General features: G+C 50.8%; 20 protein-coding genes. 15 read left to right on the forward strand and 5 right to left on the reverse strand.

All coding sequences use genetic code 11. From position 1 onward, the window contains the following. Complete coding sequence (locus tag AEST_RS02690) at positions 1–978, reverse strand: calcium/sodium antiporter (protein WP_008606870.1); 978 nt, start codon at positions 976–978, stop codon at positions 1–3. A 276-nt stretch (positions 979–1,254) separates the two neighbouring features. Between AEST_RS02690 and mlaF the strand changes: the two genes are divergently transcribed. From mlaF to murA, 7 genes are read left to right on the forward strand one after another with little or no spacing between them, the layout of a single operon-like run. Beyond that, complete coding sequence (gene mlaF, locus AEST_RS02695; RefSeq protein WP_008606871.1) at positions 1,255–2,061, forward strand: phospholipid ABC transporter ATP-binding protein MlaF; 807 nt, start codon at positions 1,255–1,257, stop codon at positions 2,059–2,061. Next, positions 2,058–2,840 (forward strand): lipid asymmetry maintenance ABC transporter permease subunit MlaE, encoded by a 783-nt coding sequence (gene mlaE / locus AEST_RS02700; protein ID WP_008606872.1) that lies wholly within the window; start codon positions 2,058–2,060, stop codon positions 2,838–2,840. The genes mlaF and mlaE overlap by 4 nt, the downstream gene beginning before the upstream one ends. A 3-nt stretch (positions 2,841–2,843) precedes the next feature. Continuing rightward, positions 2,844–3,308, forward strand: coding sequence for an outer membrane lipid asymmetry maintenance protein MlaD (gene mlaD / locus AEST_RS02705; RefSeq protein ID WP_008606873.1), 465 nt, complete (start codon positions 2,844–2,846; stop codon positions 3,306–3,308). Beyond that, positions 3,308–3,973 carry an MlaC/ttg2D family ABC transporter substrate-binding protein gene (locus AEST_RS02710; protein ID WP_008606875.1) on the forward strand — a complete coding sequence of 222 codons (666 nt, stop codon included), beginning with the start codon at positions 3,308–3,310 and terminating at the stop codon, positions 3,971–3,973. Before mlaD ends, AEST_RS02710 begins: the two co-directional genes overlap by 1 nt. 3 nt (positions 3,974–3,976) lie before the next feature. After that, positions 3,977–4,270 carry an STAS domain-containing protein gene (locus tag AEST_RS02715; RefSeq protein ID WP_008606876.1) on the forward strand — a complete coding sequence of 98 codons (294 nt, stop codon included), beginning with the start codon at positions 3,977–3,979 and terminating at the stop codon, positions 4,268–4,270. Positions 4,271–4,279: 9 nt separating this feature from the next. Then, positions 4,280–4,537, forward strand: coding sequence for a BolA family protein (locus AEST_RS02720; RefSeq protein WP_008606877.1), 258 nt, complete (start codon positions 4,280–4,282; stop codon positions 4,535–4,537). Positions 4,538–4,545: 8 nt separating this feature from the next. After that, on the forward strand, positions 4,546–5,802 hold the full coding sequence (gene murA, locus AEST_RS02725; RefSeq protein ID WP_008606878.1) for a UDP-N-acetylglucosamine 1-carboxyvinyltransferase: 1,257 nt from the start codon (positions 4,546–4,548) through the stop codon (positions 5,800–5,802). 122 nt (positions 5,803–5,924) lie between these two features. Here the strand turns inward: murA and AEST_RS02730 are convergent, their stop codons facing one another. The 3 genes from AEST_RS02730 to AEST_RS02740 all read right to left on the reverse strand — a co-directional run bounded on the left by AEST_RS02730 (position 5,925) and on the right by AEST_RS02740 (position 9,002). Next, positions 5,925–7,010: a trypsin-like peptidase domain-containing protein gene (locus AEST_RS02730; protein WP_008606879.1), complete on the reverse strand. Its 1,086-nt coding sequence runs from the start codon at positions 7,008–7,010 to the stop codon at positions 5,925–5,927. Between the two features lie 91 nt (positions 7,011–7,101). Further along, positions 7,102–8,463: a DegQ family serine endoprotease gene (locus AEST_RS02735; protein ID WP_008606881.1), complete on the reverse strand. Its 1,362-nt coding sequence runs from the start codon at positions 8,461–8,463 to the stop codon at positions 7,102–7,104. 98 nt (positions 8,464–8,561) lie between these two features. Beyond that, positions 8,562–9,002 carry a Z-ring associated ZapG family protein gene (locus AEST_RS02740; protein ID WP_008606883.1) on the reverse strand — a complete coding sequence of 147 codons (441 nt, stop codon included), beginning with the start codon at positions 9,000–9,002 and terminating at the stop codon, positions 8,562–8,564. A gap of 122 nt (positions 9,003–9,124) precedes the next feature. Here AEST_RS02740 and zapE point away from each other — a divergent pair, with 122 nt between their 5' ends. The 8 genes from zapE (at position 9,125) to AEST_RS02780 (ending at position 15,226) form a co-directional block, all read left to right on the forward strand. Then, positions 9,125–10,216 carry a cell division protein ZapE gene (gene zapE, locus AEST_RS02745; RefSeq protein ID WP_008606884.1) on the forward strand — a complete coding sequence of 364 codons (1,092 nt, stop codon included), beginning with the start codon at positions 9,125–9,127 and terminating at the stop codon, positions 10,214–10,216. Between the two features lie 189 nt (positions 10,217–10,405). Continuing rightward, on the forward strand, positions 10,406–10,834 hold the full coding sequence (gene rplM, locus AEST_RS02750; RefSeq protein ID WP_008606885.1) for a 50S ribosomal protein L13: 429 nt from the start codon (positions 10,406–10,408) through the stop codon (positions 10,832–10,834). A 12-nt stretch (positions 10,835–10,846) separates the two neighbouring features. Beyond that, positions 10,847–11,239, forward strand: coding sequence for a 30S ribosomal protein S9 (gene rpsI / locus AEST_RS02755; RefSeq protein WP_008606886.1), 393 nt, complete (start codon positions 10,847–10,849; stop codon positions 11,237–11,239). Between the two features lie 251 nt (positions 11,240–11,490). After that, positions 11,491–12,081: a ubiquinol-cytochrome c reductase iron-sulfur subunit gene (petA, locus tag AEST_RS02760; RefSeq protein WP_008606888.1), complete on the forward strand. Its 591-nt coding sequence runs from the start codon at positions 11,491–11,493 to the stop codon at positions 12,079–12,081. Next, positions 12,081–13,355 carry a cytochrome b gene (locus AEST_RS02765; protein WP_008606889.1) on the forward strand — a complete coding sequence of 425 codons (1,275 nt, stop codon included), beginning with the start codon at positions 12,081–12,083 and terminating at the stop codon, positions 13,353–13,355. The genes petA and AEST_RS02765 overlap by 1 nt, the downstream gene beginning before the upstream one ends. Before the next feature lie 2 nt (positions 13,356–13,357). Beyond that, a complete protein-coding gene (locus AEST_RS02770; RefSeq protein WP_039924971.1) occupies positions 13,358–14,092 on the forward strand; it encodes a cytochrome c1 in 735 nt (244 codons plus the stop codon). Between the two features lie 73 nt (positions 14,093–14,165). Beyond that, a complete protein-coding gene (gene sspA, locus AEST_RS02775) occupies positions 14,166–14,804 on the forward strand; it encodes a stringent starvation protein SspA (protein ID WP_008606891.1) in 639 nt (212 codons plus the stop codon). Between the two features lie 8 nt (positions 14,805–14,812). Next, positions 14,813–15,226, forward strand: a complete 414-nt coding sequence (locus tag AEST_RS02780) for a ClpXP protease specificity-enhancing factor (protein ID WP_039924974.1) — start codon at positions 14,813–14,815, stop codon at positions 15,224–15,226. Between the two features lie 116 nt (positions 15,227–15,342). Here AEST_RS02780 and ilvY read toward each other — a convergent pair whose 3' ends face one another. After that, positions 15,343–16,224 carry an HTH-type transcriptional activator IlvY gene (gene ilvY / locus AEST_RS02785; RefSeq protein WP_008606893.1) on the reverse strand — a complete coding sequence of 294 codons (882 nt, stop codon included), beginning with the start codon at positions 16,222–16,224 and terminating at the stop codon, positions 15,343–15,345. Between the last annotated feature and the right edge of the window lie 107 nt (positions 16,225–16,331).

The following is a 16,331-nucleotide window of genomic DNA, read 5'->3' on the forward strand; positions in this document are numbered from 1 at the left end:
TTACGCAAGTTGAGTAAATAATAAATATTGATAACCGACAAAGCCGCTTAGCAATAGACCACCTTCCAGCCGGTTAATCCGTTGCTGACGCCCAAGTCGCAGTGACATCAGCAACATCAGCAGGGTAGCAGCAATCATCACATAGCTATCACGGGTACCTGCGTTAATATCCAGGCTGCCCGGGCCAATTACTGCGCCTAAGCCCAGCACCGCTAAAATATTAAAGATATTGGAGCCGATAATATTACCCAGCGCTAAATCATCTTCACCTTTTAAAATACCAATCACACTGGCTGCCAGTTCTGGCAGGCTGGTGCCGATGGCAATAATGGTTAAACCAATCACCAGATCGCTTAAGCCAGCATAGCGGGCAATAGTGACTGCACCATGAACCAGCAGTTGCGAACTGGCCAACAGCAATACTAAACCGGCGACGATCCAGAAAATGGCTTTAACGTTGGAGGTCGGTTCCGGCAATTCCGCTTCAATTTCGGCAATTAACGGATCGTCTGGCGTGGCATGTTTACCCCAATACACCAGTGTGGCGATAAAACCAACAAAGCACCCCAGTAATATCAAGCCTTCAGCCCGCGTTAAGTTATGGTCTGATATTAAGTAAAAGCCCAGAAAGGTAAACAGCAGCAACATTGGAAATTCGCGTTTCAGGGTAAGAGAGGCGACAGCAATAGGTTTAAGTAAGGCTGCGACGCCAATCACCAGCAGGATATTGGTGATGTTTGAACCCAGGGCGTTGCCGACCGAGGTATCTAACCGGCCCTGAGCGGCAGCAGTGGCGGAAACCAGCATTTCCGGGGCGGATGAACCCATGGCAACGATGGTTAAGCCGATAATCATTGGCGAGATACCGCTATTACGGGCAATTGAAGAAGCACCATAGACAAAACGGTCGGCGCTCCAAATCAACAAGACCAGGCCGACGATAACAAAGATGATGGCTAACGACAAAGGTGATATCATAGTGTCCGGTTTTAGGTGTAAACAACGAGCAGGTATTTTCCCGCTTCTTGTCAACAAATGCAAAAAAACCTCGGCTTTAGTGCAGTCAGGTACGGCTTTTCGAATTTGCGCATACTTTGTTACGAATTTTTGTAACCACTCCGCAGGTGATTCCGTTTACAATAATACAACCTTGACGTCTGGCAATGATTGCAAACATACAGTTATGTATGTAAACATGCCAGTCTGACACTTAAGTTAGCCGTAGCCGGTATCACGGTTAATTCATGGAGAACGATGTTGTCTGAGATATTAATAGATATTCAGGGGCTAAGCTTTTCGCGCGGTGATCGCCCGATCTACCGGGCCATGAATATGCAGGTGCAGCGCGGTAAGGTCACTGCCATTATGGGGCCAAGTGGCATTGGCAAAACCACACTGCTCAAGCTGATTGGCGGCCAGCTCAAACCTGACAGTGGGAAAATTCTGTTTGAAGGCCGGGATATTCCTCGCCTGTCACGCAGCGAGCTGTATCAGGCGCGCAAAAAAATGAGCATGCTGTTTCAAAGCGGTGCCTTGTTTACCGAAATGACCGTTTTTGACAACGTGGCCTTTCCGCTGCGCGAACATACCAAGCTACCGGAGTCGCTGATCCGCCGCATTGTGCTGATGAAGCTGGAAGCTGTTGGCTTACGGGGTGCCCGTGACTTGATGCCAGCTGAATTGTCCGGTGGTATGGCACGCCGTGCGGCGCTGGCCAGGGCCATAGCACTTGATCCTGAGCTGATTATGTACGATGAGCCCTTTGCCGGGCAGGATCCGATTTCGATGGGCGTGATTGTCCGTCTGATCCGTGAGCTGAATAATGCACTGGGTCTGACCTCAGTAGTGGTATCGCACGATGTGACTGAAGTGATGAGTATCGCTGATTATGTCTATGTGGTGGCGGATAAAACGGTGATTGGTGAGGGCACTCCGGAACAACTACGTAATGACCCTTCGCCGCTGGTGCAACAGTTCCTGCGCGGTGAAGCAGATGGTCCGGTACCTTTCCACTTTAAAGCCGCGGCCTATCAGGATGAATTAATGGAGCTGACAAGGTGATTGCTGACAGATTACAACGAATAGGTCATAGCACCATCAGCACAGTAGCCGGTTTTGGCCGCGCCGGCTTGATGTTGTTTGGTGCCTTACTGGGTAAGCCAGACTTCCGCAAGGGCTTTCCGCTACTGGTGAAACAGCTCTATGTGATAGGGGTTCTTTCACTGCTGATTATTCTGGTATCAGGCCTCTTTATCGGTATGGTACTGGCACTGCAGGGGTACAACGTACTGGTGAAGTTTGGCGCTGAGGGCATGCTTGGGCCTTTGGTTTCGCTCAGTTTACTGCGTGAACTCGGCCCGGTGGTGACAGCCTTGTTGTTTGCCGGTCGGGCGGGTAGTGCTTTAACGGCCGAGATCGGCCTGATGAAGGCGACGGAACAGCTGTCCAGTATGGAAATGATGGCTGTCGATCCTTTACGCCGTATTATCGCCCCAAGGTTCTGGGCCGGTGTGATCTGTATGCCATTGTTAGCATTAATTTTTAATGCTGTTGGTATCTTAGGTGGCCACCTGGTAGGTGTGGAATGGTTAGGTGTTGATGCCGGTAGCTACTGGTCAGCGATGCAGGCTAATGTCGATTTGTATCAGGATGTGATGAATGGTGTCATTAAAAGTCTGGTGTTTGCGCTGGTGGTGATCTGGATTGCTTTACACAAAGGCTATGATGCCGTGCCAACCTCTGAGGGGATCAGCCGGGCGACGACTGAGACGGTAGTGACGGCGTCGCTGGCTGTTTTGGGTTTTGATTTCATATTAACTGCAGTAATGTTTGGTGGATAAAAGATGACCACACGTAAAATGGAAATACTGGTAGGTGGCTTTATTGTGCTGGCGTTTGCCGCCTTTGTGATGTTGGCGTTACGGGTAGCGGATACCGGCTTTGGCGGTAATTCGCAAACCTATACCCTGTTCGCTAAATTCGACAACATAGGTGGTCTGAAAGTGCGGTCACCGGTCAAAGTCGGTGGCGTCATCGTAGGTCGTGTCAGCTCGATCGAGCTGGATCGGGTCACTTACACGCCGGTGGTTCGCCTGGCGATTAATACCGAATACAGCAACTTTCCGGAAACCAGCTCGGTTGCCATCCTGACTTCAGGTCTGTTAGGTGAGCAGTATATTGGCTTGATACCGGGCTTTGTCGACGATACGGTCGAGATGCTGGCAGATGGCGACATGATTGAAGACACCCGTTCTGCCATCGTGCTGGAAGAGTTAATTGGTCAGTTTTTATTTAACCGGGGGAACTAATGAACGCCTTACTGAAAAATCTTACAGCCCTGCTTGCGGTTACCACGCTCTGGTTAGCGCCGGCGCAGGCAACGGAAACCTTTAGCGATCCGAACAAACTGATTGAAGTGGTTGCCGATAAAACCTTTAGTCGGATCAAGGCTGATCAGCCACTGATCCAGCAGGATTTAGAGCATCTGCGCACTATCGTCATTGAAGAGCTGCTGCCCTATGTCGATAGCCGCTATGCCGCTGCCACTATTGTCGGCCGCAGCGTAGATATCCGTGCCAATCAAGAAGCCTTTAATGAGTTTGTCAGTGCTTTTGAGCAGTATATGATTGGCTCTTATGCTGGTGCTTTAACTTACTATAAAGAGCAGAAGGTGATGATTGAGCCATCACGCGCCATTGGCAATAACCTGATCACCACAGTACGTACCCGGGTCATTGATCCGGGCAAGCCGGATATTGTGATTGATTTTAAATTACGCCGGCCGCGTAATGCGGAAACCTGGCTGGTGATCGATATGATTGCCGAAGGTATCTCATTACTGGATAGCAAGCGTGCTGAGTTAAGTAATTTAATCCGCCAGCAAGGCTTGGAGCGGGTAACCGTGATGTTGCGCGAAAAAGCCAAAGATCCGGTGAAGATCCCGGAAGCTGAGCCAGCTGGTACGGCGGAGTAAATTGTGGCACTAACCATTACCCAGCAGGGGCAGGTTCTCGTTTTTCGCGGTGAGCTGGATCGGGAAACCCTGCTCGACTATTTGCCTTTTACGCTGTTAAAAAGCTTATCAGGGCAGGTTGTTTTTGATTTCTCCGCCCTAACCAATGTAGACTCAGCCGGGTTAGCCTGGCTGATCGAACAGCTGGCGCTGGCACAACAGCGGGATCTGCAGTTGCAGATCCGCCAGGCTCCGGCACAACTCCTGTCATTGGCACGAGTTAGCGCCGTTGCCGATCTATTGCCGATAGTCGATTAAGGTGCTCAGATGGAGTTACAACAGATTGAACAGCTGCTGCAAACCGAGCTGCAGCTGAGTGAAGTGTATGTCAAAGCAGAAGGTTCGCATTATGCAGTCACCGCCGTCGGCAGCTGTTTTGATGGGTTAAGTCGCGTTAAGCAACAGCAAATGGTCTACGCACCTTTGATGCAAGCCATTGCTGATGGCAGTATTCACGCGCTCAGTATTAAAGCCTTTACGCCAGAGCAATGGCGTAGAGAAAAGTTACTCAATCCTCCGTTCTGAGATTTTCTATGCAACAGTTTCTTGTTACCGCCAACGGCCCTCTGCAGGGAGAGGTCGTGATCTCCGGCGCTAAAAATGCCGCCCTGCCAATTTTATTCGCAAGTTTGTTGGCGGAGCAGCCAACGACTATCAGCAATGTACCACGCTTAAAAGATATCGAAACCACCCTGAAGCTGTTGCAACTTTTCGGTGCCAAGGTCTCACATCAAAACGACGTGGTTAGCGTTGACGCCAGTGCCATCAGCAATCAGTTTGCGCCTTACGAGCTGGTTAAAACCATGCGTGCCTCTATTCTGGCACTGGGCCCGTTACTGACGCGCTTTGGCCAGGCAGAAGTGTCCTTGCCTGGTGGCTGCGCTATCGGCGCCCGGCCGGTTAACCTGCATATCGATGGTCTGCGCAAGATGGGGGCAGAAATTACCGTTGAGAACGGCTATATCAAAGCCCGCGCCAGCCGTTTAAAGGCGGCACATATCGTAATGGATATGGTCAGCGTAACCGGTACTGAGAACCTGATGATGGCCGCCGTACTGGCAGATGGCAAAACCATTATTGAGAATGCAGCCCGCGAGCCGGAAGTGGTCGATTTGGCGGTCTATCTGAACAGTCATGGTGCGAAAATCAGTGGTGCCGGTACCGATACGCTGGTGATCGAAGGGGTGCCAGCATTGCATGGTGGTCAGCATAAGGTACTGCCGGATCGCATTGAAACCGGCACCTTCCTGGTTGCTGCTGCCGTCACCAAAGGCGATATTATTTGTCGCAATGCCGCGCCAGCCGATCTGGAAGTGGTATTGGAGAAATTGCGTGAAGCCGGCGCCGAGGTCACCACAGGTGAAGACTGGATCCGCCTGAATATGACGGGCCGCAAGCTGAATTCAGTTGATGTGAAAACGGTACCGCATCCTGGCTTTCCAACCGATATGCAGGCGCAATTTACTGTGCTAAACGTGGTTGCCGAAGGCGTGGGTATGGTCACGGAAACGATCTTTGAAAACCGCTTTATGCACGTACCTGAATTACAGCGCATGGGCGCCCGTATTCGTCTGGAGGGCAATACCGCTGTTTGTCAGCACAGCCCTTCGCTGACCGCGGCTCAGGTGATGGCAACCGATCTGCGTGCTTCGGCCAGTCTGGTCATTGCTGGTTTGGTGGCGCAGGGTACCACTGTTGTCGATCGGATCTATCATATTGATCGCGGCTACGAGCGCATCGAAGACAAGCTGCAGCGGCTGGGCGCGCATATCGAGCGGATTAACGCCTGATAGCGAGTTGTTTAGCCAACGAAAAATACCCGGTTTGAGCCGGGTATTTTTTTGGCGACGCTTTGTATGGCACTGATGTTTGCCGCTTAGCGGCAGCGCTATATCAGCGTGCGCAAAGTAGTTTAACGGCGGCGTTGTTCCCGCACTGTGGTCACGATAGTCAGGCGCTGACCGCCACGATCAATAGTGAAAGGTAGTTCAGTATCAGGCGCAGTTTCCGCGATAAAATTCATCGCCTGGCGCATATCAGCGAATTGTTGGCCAGCAATTTCCAGAATAATATCCCCGCTTTGTAAGCCTGCTACGGCAGCCGGGCCGCCTGCGGCGACTTCAGTTAGCATTAAACCGTACAGCGGTTGTCCGGTAGAAAACAGACGATCACCGGCAGAGTTCACCACTGCCTCGCCAGACACGCCAAGGTAGCTGCGGGTAACCCGGCCATATTTGATCAGTTTTTCCATAATATTGCGCGCCAACTGGTAAGGCACGGCAAAAAAGATGCCCTGAATGTCCTGATTTTGTACCTGAAAGGCTGCCGCATTAATGCCAACCAGCACACCATTACTGTTCACCAGGGCGCCCCCTGAGTTCCCTTTGTTGATGGCAGCGTCCATCCGCATAAAATCCGGATAACCGCGTGAGCTCAAACCAGTATTGCCATTAGCGCTGATAATGCCCTGAGTGATAGTCTGGCCTAAATTGAGCGGGTTGCCAATGGCCAGCACCAGATCGCCAACCTGGGGCTCAATCGCCGGATCTTGGGGGATCACCGGCAGATTATCTGCCTGCACGTACAGCACAGCTAAATCGGAGATTTCATCCTGACCAATTAACACGGCTTCCAGCCAGCGGCCATCCTGTAGCGCTACTTCAATATGGTCGGCGCCATAAACAACATGATAGTTGGTCAGAATATAGCCTTCAGCCGACATAATGACGCCTGAGCCCAGTTCTTGCCGCTCAATAGTGCGTGGACGCAGCGAACGGGGATCGACAATCCGGCTACGGGTGTAGACATTGACGACGGCCGGCGCCGCCCTTCTTACAGCACGACTATAGGATACCGGCGCAGTGCTTTGTTCTTCAGCCTGGGACTGGAAACTGGGCAAGCTGATACCGGCCAGGTTCGGGAAAAACCAAACCAGGATAAATGCCAGGGCCAAGCCATAGGCAATGCTTCGCAGGATAAACAGCAGGCTGGTGCGCACAGTTTCATTTCTGAACGAGAATTAATAGCGCTAGCATAGCATTAAAAGCGGGCAGACAGTAGCGCTAAGCGACTGTTGCCCGCCAAGATTTTTAGCGGATCAGGATATAGAGCAGGCTATCTCCGCGCTGGATATTCAGCGCCGCCACACCGCCGTCACGTTGTTCCAGTAAACGGCGTAGCTCATTCATATTGCTAACGCGTTGCCGGTTAACGCCAATAATCAGGTCGCCCTGGCGTAAACCCACCTGCGCAGCGGCTGAATTGGCCTCAATTGCGGTAATTTCAATGCCGCGCTCGGTATTACTGAGGGTGGCCCCTCTGAGCATTGGGTGCAGCTCAGTCGCTTCAACTGTGGTGCTGGCCGCCTCTTGCAAGGTAACTTTGATATTACGCTCACGGCCATCCCGCAGTACGCCAAGCGTCACTTCCCGACCGGCACCCAGGGTAGCAATTTTGGCGCGCAACTCATCAAAACTCTGAATGCGGTTGCTGTTAATGCTGACAATCACATCGCCGGATTGCAGCCCCGCCTTGGCGGCCGCACTGTCGGGCAAGACTTCACCGACAAAGGCGCCACGGTTGACGTTCAGATTTAACGCTTTAGTCAATTCAGCTGTGACATTGGAGCCACGCACACCAAGGCTGCCACGGCGCACTTCACCAAATTCCAGGATCTGATCAACCAGATTTTTCATCATATTGCTGGGAATGGCGAAACCAATACCAATATTGCCGCCGTTGGGGCCAAGGATAGCAGTATTAATACCGATCAGCTCACCACGCAGATTCACCAGAGCGCCGCCCGAGTTACCGCTGTTGATAGCGGCATCGGTCTGAATAAAGTCTTCAAAGGCATCACCGCGGTTCAGGCCACTGCGGCTAAGTGAACTGATGATACCGGAGGTTACGGTTTGCTCCAGTCCAAAGGGGTTACCAATGGCGATGGCAAAGTCACCAACCCGTAATTGATCAGAGTCAGCTAGGGGCAGTTGCACCAGATCTTTGGCTTCAATCTGTAACAGTGCGATATCGCTTTCCGGATCGGCACCGAGTTTTTTCGCGGTAAAGGTGCGGCCGTCTTTCAGCCGTACCTGAATTTCGCTGGCGTCCTGTACCACATGGTTATTGGTAACAATATAGCCTTTGGCGGCATCAATAATTACGCCGGAACCCAGGCCACGGAACGGCCGCTCTTCACGCAGTTCACCCGGACCGCGCGGCCCAAAGAAATGCCGGAATGCATCGGGTACCCGCTGCCGGACTTCGCGACTACCAGCCACTGAAATATAAACTACGGCTGGCGTTGCTTGTTCCAGCATCGGCGCCAGGGTCGGCATTTCCTGCTGATTGGCGCGGTTTAAAAAGGGTAGGGCGGCATTCGCCGGCGTTACCGCAGTGAGGGTGAATGCTGCAAAAACTGCAGCGCTAAGCAAAGACAGTTTTTTATTCATCGTCTGATAGACTCCTCAAGAAAAGGTGAGACTAAGAGGCGTTTTAGATAAAAAAGTTCTGAATTAATCGCCGAAATTTATTGCTGTAAAGGACGAACTTAGTCGTCCTTACGCGGTTTTTCCTTAATCAGCCCGCTGGCCTCACCGGAGTAGTCGCGTGGTTGCTGTTCCGTTACCGAGTGCTGACGGCGACGCTCATCCAGCTGATGTAACGACTGTTTGATCTGGCGGTGGGTGTCGGCCGAAAAGAAATTAATTTCATCCCGCGGATTAACCGGTTGCTCAACCAGTTGCATCTTGGATTGCTGCACATGACGGGCGATCTTGGCGTAGTTATCCTGCAGCTGACTCATTAACTGGTGCGTGGTGTCCAGATGTTCAGACACATCCTGGCGATATTGCGCCAACTGTTTCTTACTTTCATCCAGTTCCTGCTGTAACTTGCTTTGCCCGAATTGGCGGATACTGATTAAACGGGTGGTTACGCCACCGACGATGATGCCAACAACTAACCAGACCAGAGACGTCGTTAAGTCCATGCTAACTCCTTAATTACAAAAATATGGCGTAGTCTACCCTAACTTCTTATACAAGGTGGTAAGGCATGTTAAGATTATGAACCTTAATTAGAGGTTAACCAGCAGACTTTCAAGTAAAACTTATGACGCCACTGGAAAAATATCAGCAAGATCTGAAACGTGCTGATTTTCATTATGATGCTGCGCAGGAGTTTGCGGTTAAGCAACTGCAGCGCCTGTTTGAAGACTATATCAACCGCCCGCCCTATAAACCCAGTTTATGGCAGCGCTTGAGTGGTAAGGTGCAGCTACCGCAGCCATTGCTGGGTTTATATTTTTGGGGCGGTGTCGGGCGTGGTAAAACCTATCTGGTGGATACCTTCTACGAATGCCTGCCAGGCGAGCGCAAGCTACGCGTGCACTTCCACCGTTTTATGCACCGGGTGCATGAAGAATTAAAACAGCTGAAAGGCGTCAGTGATCCGCTGGAAAAAGTGGCCGATCGCTTTAAGGCGCAAACCGATATTATCTGTTTTGATGAGTTCTTTGTCTCTGATATTACCGATGCGATGATCCTGGGCACGTTAATGCAGGCACTGTTCGCCCGCGGTATCACGCTGGTGGCAACCTCAAATATTGAACCCGATGGCCTGTATCGCAATGGCCTGCAGCGGGCGCGCTTTTTGCCGGCAATTGAACTGATAAAACGCTTCACCAAGGTGGTTAATGTCGACAGCGGTATTGATTATCGGCTACGCACCCTGGAACAAGCCGAGATTTATCACTACCCACTTGACCCGCAAGCTGATACTAATCTGGAGCAGTACTTTCTGGCGCTGTCAGTTGAGCCGCGGCAAAGCGCGGTCAGTATCGAAGTGGCGAACCGTAAACTGCAAACCCGGGCCGAGGCCGATGGCATTGTCTGGTTTAGTTTTTATGAGCTGTGTGAAACCGCCCGTAGTCAGTATGACTATATGGAATTGAGCAAGTTATACCATACCGTGCTGTTATCCGGTGTGCAGCCCATGGGGCAGCATAATGACGATGTGGCGCGCCGCTTTATTGCGCTGGTAGACGAGTTTTATGAGCGGCACGTTAAGTTAATTATCTCGGCCGCGGTACCGCTGGAACAGCTATATCAGGGCGGTTTACTCAGTTTTGAATTTAAACGCTGTATCAGCCGGTTACAGGAAATGCAGTCGCATGATTATCTGGCCAGCGAACATTTACCCTAAGCTAAAAAATTTCGCGTCAGACTGCTGATCTTTATTGCTGTTTAATATATAATCCGCGCCCGGCCAACGTTACAGCCTTATACTGCCGTTAGCCCGGCAGTTTTTGCATTCGAAGGGGTGCGATAACGACACTGTGCATCAGCCCTGCACTTTGTCAGGTGTAACTTTAGTTATTTTGGAATGAGTTTAATGAAAACTTTTACTGCAAAACCAGAAAGCGTAACTCGCGACTGGTACGTTGTTGATGCAAACGGTAAGACATTAGGTCGTATCGCTACTGAGATCGCTGCGCGTCTGCGTGGTAAGCATAAGCCGGAATTCACGCCGCACGTTGACACTGGTGACTACATCATCGTGGTAAACGCTGACAAAGTGGTTGTTACCGGTAACAAAGCTCAGGCGAAAATGTATTACTCGCACACTGGTTTCCCAGGCGGTATCAAAGAAATCAACTTCGAGAAGTTGATTGCTAAGAAGCCGGAAATGGTTCTGGAATCAGCTATCAAAGGCATGTTGCCTAAAGGCCCACTGGGTCGCGCTATGTTCCGTAAGTTAAAAGTTTACGCCGGCGCAGAGCATCAGCACGCTGCTCAGCAACCGCAAGTTTTAGATATTTAATCGGAGCATAACATGGCACAGAATCAATACTACGGAACTGGTCGTCGTAAAAGCTCAACGGCGCGTGTTTTCTTAAAAGCTGGTTCAGGTAACATCGTTGTTAACCAACGTGGCCTGAAAGAGTACTTCGGCCGTGAAACTGCCTGCATGGTAGTAAAGCAGCCGTTAGAACTGGTTGATATGGTAGAAAAGTTTGACCTGTACATCACTGTTAAAGGCGGTGGTATTTCTGGTCAGGCCGGCGCTATCCGTCACGGTATCACCCGTGCACTGATGGAATTTGACGAGTCACTGCGTCCAGCCCTGCGTAAAGCTGGCTTCGTTACCCGTGACGCCCGTCAGGTTGAGCGTAAGAAAGTGGGTCTGCGTAAAGCACGTAAACGTCCACAGTACTCAAAGCGTTAATTTCGTTTTGTACAGAAAAACCCGGTATTACCGGGTTTTTTTTTGCCTGCCGGGGCAATTTGGTTAGCAACCGTGATGAGCTGGCACTGCGACTTTACAATCAGACTAAGATATTAGGTGTTCAGCGCGCCTTAATCCTTGTGCAACGCAAGGCTTTTCATTATGATCGGCAATATTTTGTAATTATAATAATGCTGAATTTCAGCCGCTTAATTTTTAATCGTTAAGCGTTTCAATGTGGAGATGAGTGGATGAGCAATGCGCCTGTAGATCATGGTCGCCGCCGCTTCCTGACCATTGCAACCTCTGTTGTGGGGGGCGTTGGTGCCATAGGAGCTGCTGTGCCCTTTATTGCGTCCTGGAATCCGAGTGAACGGGCTAAACAAGCCGGTGCGGCAGTTAGTGCTGACATCAGTAAACTCGAAGATGGGCAACTAATCCGCGTAGAGTGGCGTGGTCGCCCGGTGTGGATCGTAAAGCGTACCGAAGAAATGCTGGCCCAACTGGCCGATACCGAGAACCGCTTACGGGATCCAGGTTCCAAGGAGCCGCAACAGCCTGCTTACGCCCAAAACCGTCATCGTTCCATCAAGCCGGAAATTTTTATTGCCGTCGGGATCTGTACTCACCTGGGCTGTTCACCAACCTATCTGCCAAGTGACTTTGCGGCACAGGTTGAAGGCATCCGCTCTGGTTTCTTCTGTCCTTGCCACGGTTCCCGTTTTGACATGGCTGGCCGGGTGTTCCAGAACGTACCTGCCCCAACCAACCTGATGATTCCTCCGTATATGTTTATCGATGACAACACCGTGCTGATCGGTGAAGACGAGGGGGCTGCCTGATGTTTAAGAATATTATGAGCTGGATTGAGTACCGCTTACCCTTTATGGATAAGATGAACCTGCATGTGATGCAGTATCCGGCACCAAAAAACTTTAACTTCTGGTACTTTTTCGGCTCGCTGGCGATGTTAGTGCTGGTAAACCAGATCGTCACCGGTATCTGGCTGACCATGAACTATGAGCCATCAGCCGAAGGTGCTTTTGCCTCTATCGAATACATCATGCGTGATGTCGAGTACGGCTGGTTACTGCGTTATATGCATTCAACCGGTGCCTCTGCCTTCTTCGTCGTGGTCTACCTGCATATGCTGCGCGGTATGATGTACGGCTCTTACCAGAAGCCACGCGAACTGCTGTGGATCTTCGGTATGCTGATCTTCTTAGTTCTGATGGCAGAAGCTTTCATGGGTTATATGCTGCCATGGGGCCAGATGTCGTTCTGGGGTGCGCAGGTAATTATCTCGATCTTCGGTGTTATTCCGTTTATTGGCGATGATTTAACGCTGTGGATCCGCGGTGACTATGTTATCTCTGGTGCCACCTTAAACCGTTTCTTTGCGCTGCATGTTATTGCCTTACCACTGGTGTTGGTGATCCTGGTGTTCCTGCACATTATGGCCCTGCATGAAGTGGGTTCGAACAACCCGGACGGTATCGATATCAAACGCGATAACGATGGTTCTGTTGAACTGACTGAAGCCGACAAAAAGTTTACTTTCCACCAGTATTTCACCAAAGGTGGCAAGAAAGTGATTGTCGATGCGATTCCATTCCACCCGTACTACACGGTAAAAGACTTAGTGGGTGTTGCCGGCTTCCTGTTAGCCTTTGCTTTTGTGATCTTCTTTGTGCCTGAGGGCGGTGGTTTCTTCCTGGAACCGCCAAACTTTGAAGTGGCTAACCCAATGAAGACACCTGAGCATATCGCGCCGGTTTGGTACTTCACACCATTCTATGCCATCTTACGTGCTATTCCGGATCCGTTATTAGGCGCTATCGCGATGTTCCTGGCCATCCTGGCACTGGCATTACTGCCGTGGATTGACCGTGGCAAGGTACGCTCTGTGCGTTACCGTTGTGAACTGCACCGCTGGAATCTGGTGATGTTCTGCATCAGCTTTGTAGCGCTGGGTATTCTGGGTGTGCTACCTGCGACACCAACTTATACCGTGTTGTCACAGATCTTCTCATTTACCTATTTCGCGTTCTTCGGTTTGCTGTGGTTATACAGTAAAAATGAGAAAACCAAACCACTGCCAGTGAGGTTAACCTGATGATGAAAAAGTTACTTTCTGCTGTTGCGTTATTAGCCTCATCGCTGGCAATGGCGGCAGGCCCAACGATTCCGCTGGACAAGGCGCCAATCGATCTGCGGGATAAAGCATCATTACAAAATGGTGCCAAGTTATTCCAGAACTATTGCCTGGGTTGTCACCAGATGCAGTACCAACGCTATTCACGCACTTTCCGGGATCTGGGTATTCCGGAAGAGCTGGGCATGGAGCATCTGATGTTTACCGGTGAAAAAGTCGGTGATCATATTACTAATGCGATGCCTGCGGACTATGCTGAAAATTCCTTCGGCGTATTACCACCGGATCTGACTAACGTTGCCCGGGTGCGCGGTGCTGATTGGTTATATACTTATCTGCGTACCTTCTATGTTGATGACAGCCGTCCGTTTGGTGTTAACAACAAGGTATTCCCGTTGGTGGGTATGCCGCATGTGCTGCAAGAGTTGCAAGGCGTACCTTATCAGGCGTATGAAACCCGCTTGGTGGATGGTCAGCCGAAAGAAGTCTACGTTGGTATCCGTACTGACGGCAGCGGTGAGCTGAGTCCGGAAGAGTATGATCGCGCAGTGGCTGATCTGGTGAACTATATGGTTTACACCGGCGAGCCAACCAAACTGGAAGCCCGCTCTCTGGGGATCAAGGTGATGATCTTCTTATTGATCTTCTTCGTGCTGGCTTACCTGCTGAAGAAAGAATATTGGAAAGATGTTCACTAAGCATTTGTTTTTAAAATAGTTACTATCGGGGGCCTTGTGCCCCCTTGCCGTTTTAACTGTACCGGAGGAATAGATGGCGATCATTGCCAATAAACGCCCTGTGATGACATTATTTTCAGCTGTTGATGATATGTGTAGTCATCAGGTCCGCATAGTGCTAGCGGAAAAAGGCGTAACGGTTGATATTCTCCAGGTAACGCCGGACAACGTGCCGGAAGATCTTTACGAAGTTAACCCCTATGGCAGCCTGCCAACCTTACTGGATCGCGAACTGGCGCTGTATCAGGCAGATATCATTATGGAGTACCTGGACGAGCGCTTCCCGCATCCACCACTGATGCCGGTTTATCCGGTTGCCCGTGGCCAGGCACGTTTAATGATGTACCGTATCAAACATGACTGGTACAGCCTGGCAGAGAAAATTCTGCAGGGTGATGACGAAGCGGCTATTGCGCGTCAGGAGTTAAAAGAAGGACTGCTGTCGATTGCACCGCTGTTTAGTGAAGCGCCGTTTTTTATGAGTGAAGAGTTTGGCCTGGTTGACTGTTATATGGCTGTGTTGCTGTGGCGCTTACCTTTACTGGGTATTGAGTTAAACGGCAGCGGTAGCAAACAACTGAAAACCTATATGAACCGCATTTTTGAACGCGATGCGTTCCAGGCCTCGTTAACAGAAGCTGAGCGCGAAATTCGTAAGGGGATGCCGCTCTGATGCAAAAGATGACGGCCAACCGGCCCTATTTATTGCGCGCCTTTTACGACTGGATAGTCGATAACAAGTGCACGCCTTATCTGGTGGTCGATGCAACCTATCCGGCGGTCAAGGTGCCGCAGCAATTTGTGCAAAATGGTCAGATCGTGCTGAATATTCTGCCTTCTGCCATTGGTAATCTGCAGCTGGGCAATGAGTTAATCACCTTTAATGCCCGCTTTAGTGGTCAGCCTTTTGCGCTGTCGATTCCGGTAAAAGCCGTGCTGGCTATCTATGCCCGTGAAAACGGTGCCGGCACTGTCTTTACGCTTGAAGAAGACGAAGAGGATGATCAGGATTTTGTTTCTGATGCTACGCCGGATGACTTGCCGCCAGAGCCGCCGAAGCCGGGGCGCGGCAGCCACCTGAAAGTTGTGAAGTAATGTAAGTCAATAAAGCCGGGTTTCCCGGCTTTATGCATCTTATCCTGTTAGGTATTTCCAATCTTGTTTTAGCTGCTGCAAAGTTGGCGCGATGCCGGTGTGACCAACATTGGCTGTCAGTTTTTTTGCGCCAGCTGCCAAAAGCTTTTGATCAGCGGTTCCTGCTGCCGTTTTGCCAGCATACAGATCCCCAGGTCAAACGGCTGAAACGGATATTGATGTTCCAACACCCGTACCCGCTCTTTTACCGGGCTATGCTGCAACACCGGATCCGGCACTATGCTGACACCGCTGCCTAATGCCACCATCGACACCAGGGCTTCGTGGCCATCAACCTTGGCCACCACAGCCGGGTTAATATTGCAGTCTTTCAGCCAACGGTCAAAACGACTGCGCGCCGGACCATGCTCGGGCAGGATCAGCGGTATCTCATTCCAGTTTACCTCTGCACCGGCCAGTAAATCATTAACCCGGCACGGGATCACAGGTGCAATCAACCGCACCGGCAGGCTGGCAATGCTTTGAAAGTACATGGTAGTTGGCAGCTGCTCCGGGCGGGCGGCGATAGCAACATCGGCTTCATCCTGCTTAATGCGGTCAATAGCCTGCGCCGCATCACCGGTACTCAGCTGAATTTCTGCCTTTGGGCAGTGCAGGCGAAATTTATCCAGCAGCGCCGGCAGATGGCTATAGCTGGCGGTAACGGTACAGTAAATCCTTAAGGTACCGCTAAGCTCGCTGCTGGCTAGCTGTAAATCCAGTTGCAGCTGATGCCATTCATCCAGCCACAGCCTTACAAAGCGTTGAAAGCGGTTGCCGGCCGTGGTCAGTTTCACTGTTCTGTTATCGCGTTCAAATAAGCTGCTGCCAAGCTCTTCTTCCAGCCGTTGGATCACCCGGGTCAGGGTGGAGGGGCTAACAAACATTTGCTCGCTGGTGCGGGCATAATTCAGGCTGCTGGCCAGATGTAAAAACAGTTGTGCGCTACGGATATCCATCTTTATTGCAGAATATGAAATGCAGTATTGAAAATATATCACTTCACGCAATAAAAGTCGCGTTATAGACTAATTTCATCAAAGCAGCGCATCCCTGATGAAAACCC

The organism is Alishewanella aestuarii B11, from assembly GCF_000280055.1.
Taxonomy (GTDB): Bacteria; Pseudomonadota; Gammaproteobacteria; order Enterobacterales; family Alteromonadaceae; genus Alishewanella; species Alishewanella aestuarii.

Coding starts and splice junctions, on each gene's coding strand:
- AEST_RS02690 (WP_008606870.1), bottom strand. CDS start 978: ATGATATCACCTTTGTCGTTAGCCATCATCTTTGTTATCGTCGGCCTG.
- mlaF (WP_008606871.1), top strand. CDS start 1,255: ATGTTGTCTGAGATATTAATAGATATTCAGGGGCTAAGCTTTTCGCGC.
- mlaD (WP_008606873.1), top strand. CDS start 2,844: ATGACCACACGTAAAATGGAAATACTGGTAGGTGGCTTTATTGTGCTG.
- AEST_RS02710 (WP_008606875.1), top strand. CDS start 3,308: ATGAACGCCTTACTGAAAAATCTTACAGCCCTGCTTGCGGTTACCACG.
- AEST_RS02720 (WP_008606877.1), top strand. CDS start 4,280: ATGGAGTTACAACAGATTGAACAGCTGCTGCAAACCGAGCTGCAGCTG.
- murA (WP_008606878.1), top strand. CDS start 4,546: ATGCAACAGTTTCTTGTTACCGCCAACGGCCCTCTGCAGGGAGAGGTC.
- AEST_RS02735 (WP_008606881.1), bottom strand. CDS start 8,463: ATGAATAAAAAACTGTCTTTGCTTAGCGCTGCAGTTTTTGCAGCATTC.
- AEST_RS02740 (WP_008606883.1), bottom strand. CDS start 9,002: ATGGACTTAACGACGTCTCTGGTCTGGTTAGTTGTTGGCATCATCGTC.
- zapE (WP_008606884.1), top strand. CDS start 9,125: ATGACGCCACTGGAAAAATATCAGCAAGATCTGAAACGTGCTGATTTT.
- rplM (WP_008606885.1), top strand. CDS start 10,406: ATGAAAACTTTTACTGCAAAACCAGAAAGCGTAACTCGCGACTGGTAC.
- rpsI (WP_008606886.1), top strand. CDS start 10,847: ATGGCACAGAATCAATACTACGGAACTGGTCGTCGTAAAAGCTCAACG.
- petA (WP_008606888.1), top strand. CDS start 11,491: ATGAGCAATGCGCCTGTAGATCATGGTCGCCGCCGCTTCCTGACCATT.
- AEST_RS02765 (WP_008606889.1), top strand. CDS start 12,081: ATGTTTAAGAATATTATGAGCTGGATTGAGTACCGCTTACCCTTTATG.
- AEST_RS02770 (WP_039924971.1), top strand. CDS start 13,358: ATGAAAAAGTTACTTTCTGCTGTTGCGTTATTAGCCTCATCGCTGGCA.
- sspA (WP_008606891.1), top strand. CDS start 14,166: ATGGCGATCATTGCCAATAAACGCCCTGTGATGACATTATTTTCAGCT.
- AEST_RS02780 (WP_039924974.1), top strand. CDS start 14,813: ATGACGGCCAACCGGCCCTATTTATTGCGCGCCTTTTACGACTGGATA.
- ilvY (WP_008606893.1), bottom strand. CDS start 16,224: ATGGATATCCGTAGCGCACAACTGTTTTTACATCTGGCCAGCAGCCTG.